The organism is Kitasatospora sp. NPDC057512 (genome assembly GCF_042802135.1).
Taxonomy (GTDB): domain Bacteria; phylum Actinomycetota; class Actinomycetes; order Streptomycetales; family Streptomycetaceae; genus Kitasatospora.
In genome coordinates, this window is sequence record NZ_JBHVET010000655.1 from 1 (window position 1) to 4,925 (window position 4,925).

Here is a 4,925-nt window from a genome sequence, read left to right on the forward strand (position 1 = left end):
CCGCCGACCCGCTACCGCACCCACCCGGTCGCCCGCACCTCGGGACCGCGCTCCCGCTCGTCTCGCCCGCTCGTCCCGCCCCCGCAAACCCCTGTCCGTCACTGCGCCCTCCGTGCACCCGCGGATCCGTCCGGCAGCACCGAAGCCGGCCCGGGTGTCGGTGCCCCGGTGCAGACTGGAAGTTCCCTCTCGTGGTTGATGGCAGAGATGAGACGCCATGAACGAGTACGACGGTGAACTCCCTACGCGCAACCTGGTCTTCAACACCGACCTCGACCGCCTCCTCGACCTCGACCGAGACGACCTCGGTGTCCCCGAACAGCCCGGCCTGTGGCACCGGCTGCGCGCCGACCGGCGGCCGGTGGCGCAGCGCGGGCTGCTCTGCCCCACCTGCCGGGACGCCCGCCCCGACCAGCCGGAGTGGATGTACCTGTCGCTCCGGCGAGGTCGGCGCATCGCCACCCACCACAACCCGCACCGCCGGCCCCACGCCGATGCCCGGGACGAGCAGCGCAAGGCCTACCAGGAGCGCTACGCCCGGGCCGCCGCGAGCGACGGGCACGCCGTCGAGATCGGGGCCGGGACGGCCGACGGGCGGCGGCCCGCCGTCCTGGTCACCGGCGCGGACGGCCGCCGGTTCGGCTTCGAGCCCCAACTCTCGTACGTCAGCGCGCAGTCCGTCCGGCGTCGGAACCGGCTGGCGCAGGAGGACGGCATCACCGCGGTCTGGCACACCGTCGACCCGAAGGCGCCGCTCATCGACCAGGTCCACTGGGTGCGCACCGACAACCTGCCGGCCCGGGCCATCCGCGAGGACCGCGACCTGCTGCTGCGCGGCGGGGTACGGACCCTCCGGCTGCTGAAGTGCGACCGCACCGGCTCGCAGCCCTGCCCGGTGCGCGGCGGCGGCCGCTGCGGGCGGTGGCACCCGAGGTGGGAGGTGCTGGTCCCGCGGATCGACGACTTCGTGCGCCGGGTCGCCGGCGGCGTCTACGTGCCGATCACCCAACGGACCCGGAACGGTGGCCCGCTGCGCTTCTGGGTGCCCGAGGCGGACCGGCGCCGCTTCCTCGCCAATGGCGGGGTGCTGGTGGACCGGACGGACCGGCCGGTGGTCCCGCGTCAGCGCGGGGCCGACCACCCGCGGGTGCCGGAGCAGCGCCGCGCTCCGCACCGCCCGCCACGCCGGCTGCTGCTGCCCGGGGACCCGTACGACCCGGTGGGCGCGCCGCTCACCTCTGATCGGGTGATCCCGCCGGTGCGGAGGGAGATCTGCTCGGCGGGGCGGATCCCGTGCGGGGCGCCGGGAGCCCGGCTGTATCCGGGCGGCTGGTACTGCGACGCCCACCGGCCGGGGGCGCCGGGGTGACAGCCCGCCGGCCTCGGTGACGGCCTCGGGCCCGGGGCGTCCCAGAAGTCGCGGCTCGCCCGGAGCACGGCGATCTGGTGCCCGGGGCCGCCCCAGCCGTGCTCGGTCCTGGTGTCCGCGCGCTCGGGGAACGGGGCGGCGAGCAGGGAGTCGAGGACCGACAGCTGGTCGTCGACGGAGCCTGCGGAGTGCGGCGGTGACATGGCCCGGAGTGTAGGGCGGGCCCCTGACAGGCTCCGCTATGGCGACCGGACGGGCAGGACCAGCCAGGACGGTTCGAGGGGGAGCAGGTGCCCGGTGAGGGTGTGGACGTCGGTGGGGACGGCGGCGCGGGGGAGCAGGGTGGGGAGGTGGTCGGTGGTGTAGGCGTGGTGGGCGGCGGGGGTGGTCCACAGGGTGGTGACGAGGTAGCGGTCGGGGGCGAGGCGGGTGACGGCGCCGCCGAGCATGCCGTCGGCGGCGGCCATGTTCGGGGCCCAGAGGCGGCGTTGGACGTCGAGGAAGTGGTCGGCGCGCCCGGGGTGGAGGCGGCAGTCGGCGGCCCGCAGGACGGTGGCGCGGGTGAGGGCGTCGGGGAGGGAGGGGGAGGCACCCGGCATGGTGAGGACGATCGGGCCGGTGGCGACCTCGATCGAGCTGTAGGCGGAGCGCTGGGCGGCCTGGGCGGCGGCCCGGTCGTGGCGTTCGCGCAGGAAGCGGGTGTAGGCGGGCTCGTCGGCCCACAGGGCGAGCAGGAGGGCGCGGTCGCCGTCCGGTGTCCAGCCGCCGGCCTGGCCGACCAGGCCCGGCTGGTCGGAGATCGCCGACCAGCGGCGCTGACCGGCGGCGAACGCCTCGCGTGCTCCGGGCCGTACCCGGCAGTCGATCCACTTGCCCCACATGCGGGCCATCCTGCCGCCGGGAGGCGGCGGAGGGTCAATCGGGCGCTCGTCCCGGGGGCGGTACGGCCGGGGGCGTAGGTCCTCTCCTTCGGATCGGGAGAGGACCCTGGCCGATGGCCGGATCTTGCAGAGTCCCGTCATTGCCGCCAGGGCCGCCTCCGGGCGAGGGTGGGGGCATGGACGACGCACTCCGCCTGCCGCATCTGGTCGTGGTCCCGGTGTTCCCCGGGGTGAACGCGCTGGACGTGGCCGGGCCCGCCGAGATCTTCGCGCTGGCCGGCCGGCTGCTGCCGCCCGGGCGGCCCGGGTACGAGGTGCGGGTGTGCGCCGAGCGGAGCGGGCCGGTGGAGACCTTCTCGGGGGTGCCGCTGCACGTGACCGGGACGCTGGCGCGGGAACGGGTACGGGCGGACACGGTGCTGGTGCCGGGCCGGGTGGACCTGGGGCCGGACGGCCCGGTGCCCCGGGTGGACCCGGCGGTGGTGGCCTGGCTGCGGGAGGCCGGGCCCCGGGCCGGACGGGTCGCCTCGGTGTGCGCGGGCGCGCACGTCACGGCGGCGGCCGGGCTGCTGGACGGGCACCGCGCGACCACCCACTGGGCGACCGCCGAGCGGCTGGCCGCCGACCACCCGGCCGTCGAGGTGGACGCCGATCCGGTGTTCATCCGCTCCGGGCGGATGTGGACCAGCGCCGGCCTGAGCACCTCGATGGACCTCACCCTGGCGCTGGTCGCCGAGGACCACGGCGACGACCTCGCGCTGGAGATCGCCCGGATCATGGTGATGTACCTGCAACGCCCGGGCGGTCAGAGCCAGTTCAGCGTCCCGCTGGCCCACCGCGCGGGCGGCCGGGCGGACCTGCGGGACCTCCGGCGCTGGATCGGCGAGCACCTGGACGCCGACCTGTCGGTGCCCGCCCTCGCCGGCCGGCTCGCCATGAGCGAGCGGCACTTCGCCCGGGTCTTCCGCGCGGAGAGCGGCACGACGCCCGGGGCGTACGTCGAGGAGCTGCGGCTGGAGGCGGCGCGCCGGCTGATGGAGCGCACCGACCACCCGCTGCCGGGGGTCGCCCGGGCCTGCGGCTTCGGCTCCGTCGAGACCCTGCACCGGGTGTTCCGGGACCGGCTCTCCACCACGCCGGGGGAGTACCGGAGCCGCTTCCGCGTCCGGGACGAGAACCCGAACGACCATGACTGACGGATCATCAACTCACCGCAAAGGAAAGAACACTGTGAAGATCAAGGCCACCCACATCGGCACCGCGACCGTCCTGCTGGAGGTCGGCGGGCTGCGGCTGCTCACCGATCCCGTCTTCGATCCGGCTCCGGCCGAGTACCGGCACGACCCGGTGGTCCTGCGCAGCACCGGTGCTCCGGCGATCGGCGCGCACGAGCTGCCGCCGGTGGACGCCGTGCTGCTCAGTCATGACGAGCACCCCGACAACCTGGACGCCACCGGCCGGACCCTGCTCGCCGACCGGCCGGTGCTGACCACCGTCAGCGGGGCCGCCCGGCTCGGCGGCGGCGCGCTCGGGCTGGCGCCCTGGCAGAGCCGCACCCTGACCGTGGACGGCCGGACCCTGCGGGTGACCGGCACGCCGGGCCTGCACGGTCCGGTCGGGGACGTGACCGGCTTCGTGGTCGAGGTGCCGGGCGAGGAGGAGGCGCTCTACGTCTCGGGCGATACCGTCCACATCCCCGAACTGGACGAGGTGGGACGGAAGTTCCGGATCGGTACGGCCTTCCTGCACCTCGGCGCCGCCCGGATCGAGGCCTTCGGCGGCGGCGGGCTGATCACCATGGACGGGGCGCAGGCCGCCGCGCTCACCGCCTCGCTCGGTGCCCGCCGGGTCGTCCCCGTCCACTACGCCTCGTGGGAGCACTTCACCGAGGGACGGGCGGATACCATCGCACGGTTCGAGGCGGCGGGCCTGGCCGACCGGCTGCACTGGCTCGCCCCGGGGGTCCCGGAACTGCTGGGCTGACGGGCCGGCGAAGAACGCGGCGCCCGGCTCAGAACGCGGCGACCGGGGGCAGGCGGCTCAGAACGCGGCGACCGGGGGCAGCCGGTGCAGGATGCGTTCCATGCCGCCGGTCCAGTTGGCCTCCAGCGCGGCGACGGCCTGGTCGATGTCGCCGTCCAGCAGGCACTGGGCGATCCGCTCGTGCTCCTCGGCGGCGCGCTCCAGGATCTCGTGGTCGCCGACCACCACCCGCTCGTAGCGGTGCAGGGTGAGCTTGAGCGAGTCGATCATCTCGCGCAGCCGGGCGTTGGCGCAGCCGGAGAGCAGCAGGGCGTGCCAGGCGTCGTCGTAGCGCTCTATCGTGCCGTGCGGGGCCTGCGGTGCGGAGAAGGCGCGGGCCTCGGCGAGCAGCCGGGGGGCGATCTCCGCCAGGTGCGCCGGGTCGGAGGTGCGCAGGGCCAGCGACTCCAGGGCGATGACGATCGCGGTGAGGTCGAGGAACTCCTGCTTGCCGGTGGGGGCGAAGCGGAAGCCCTTGCCGCGCTCGCTGGTGATGATGCCCTCGCGCTCCAGGCTGATCAGGGCCTCGCGCAGGGGGGTTCGGCTCACGCCCAGTTCCTCGGCGAGCTGGACCTCGTTGATCGACTCGCCGGGGGTGAACCGGCCGCGGCCGAGCTGCTCCAGGAGTTCGTCCTTGACCTGCTCGCGCAGCG

5 protein-coding genes are annotated in these 4,925 nt (G+C 75.2%); 3 read left to right on the forward strand and 2 right to left on the reverse strand.

Annotated features, from left to right (window positions below; genetic code table 11):
- Positions 1-217: 217 nt before the first annotated feature.
- Positions 218-1,369, forward strand: coding sequence for a hypothetical protein (locus ACFU6K_RS31290; RefSeq protein WP_380668740.1), 1,152 nt, complete (start codon positions 218-220; stop codon positions 1,367-1,369).
- Positions 1,370-1,608: 239 nt separating this feature from the next.
- Here the strand turns inward: ACFU6K_RS31290 and ACFU6K_RS31295 are convergent, their stop codons facing one another.
- A complete protein-coding gene (locus tag ACFU6K_RS31295; RefSeq protein ID WP_380668742.1) occupies positions 1,609-2,250 on the reverse strand; it encodes a DUF4937 domain-containing protein in 642 nt (213 codons plus the stop codon).
- Positions 2,251-2,426: 176 nt separating this feature from the next.
- On the opposite strand from ACFU6K_RS31295, the gene ACFU6K_RS31300 reads away from it, so the two are divergent.
- Positions 2,427-3,446 (forward strand): GlxA family transcriptional regulator, encoded by a 1,020-nt coding sequence (locus ACFU6K_RS31300; RefSeq protein ID WP_380668744.1) that lies wholly within the window; start codon positions 2,427-2,429, stop codon positions 3,444-3,446.
- A gap of 34 nt (positions 3,447-3,480) precedes the next feature.
- Entirely contained in the window at positions 3,481-4,233 is a 753-nt protein-coding gene (locus tag ACFU6K_RS31305) for an MBL fold metallo-hydrolase (protein ID WP_380668746.1), read from the forward strand.
- 57 nt (positions 4,234-4,290) lie between these two features.
- Here the strand turns inward: ACFU6K_RS31305 and ACFU6K_RS31310 are convergent.
- On the reverse strand, positions 4,291-4,925 hold a 635-nt coding region (locus ACFU6K_RS31310; RefSeq protein ID WP_380668748.1), incomplete at its 5' end, for a GntR family transcriptional regulator.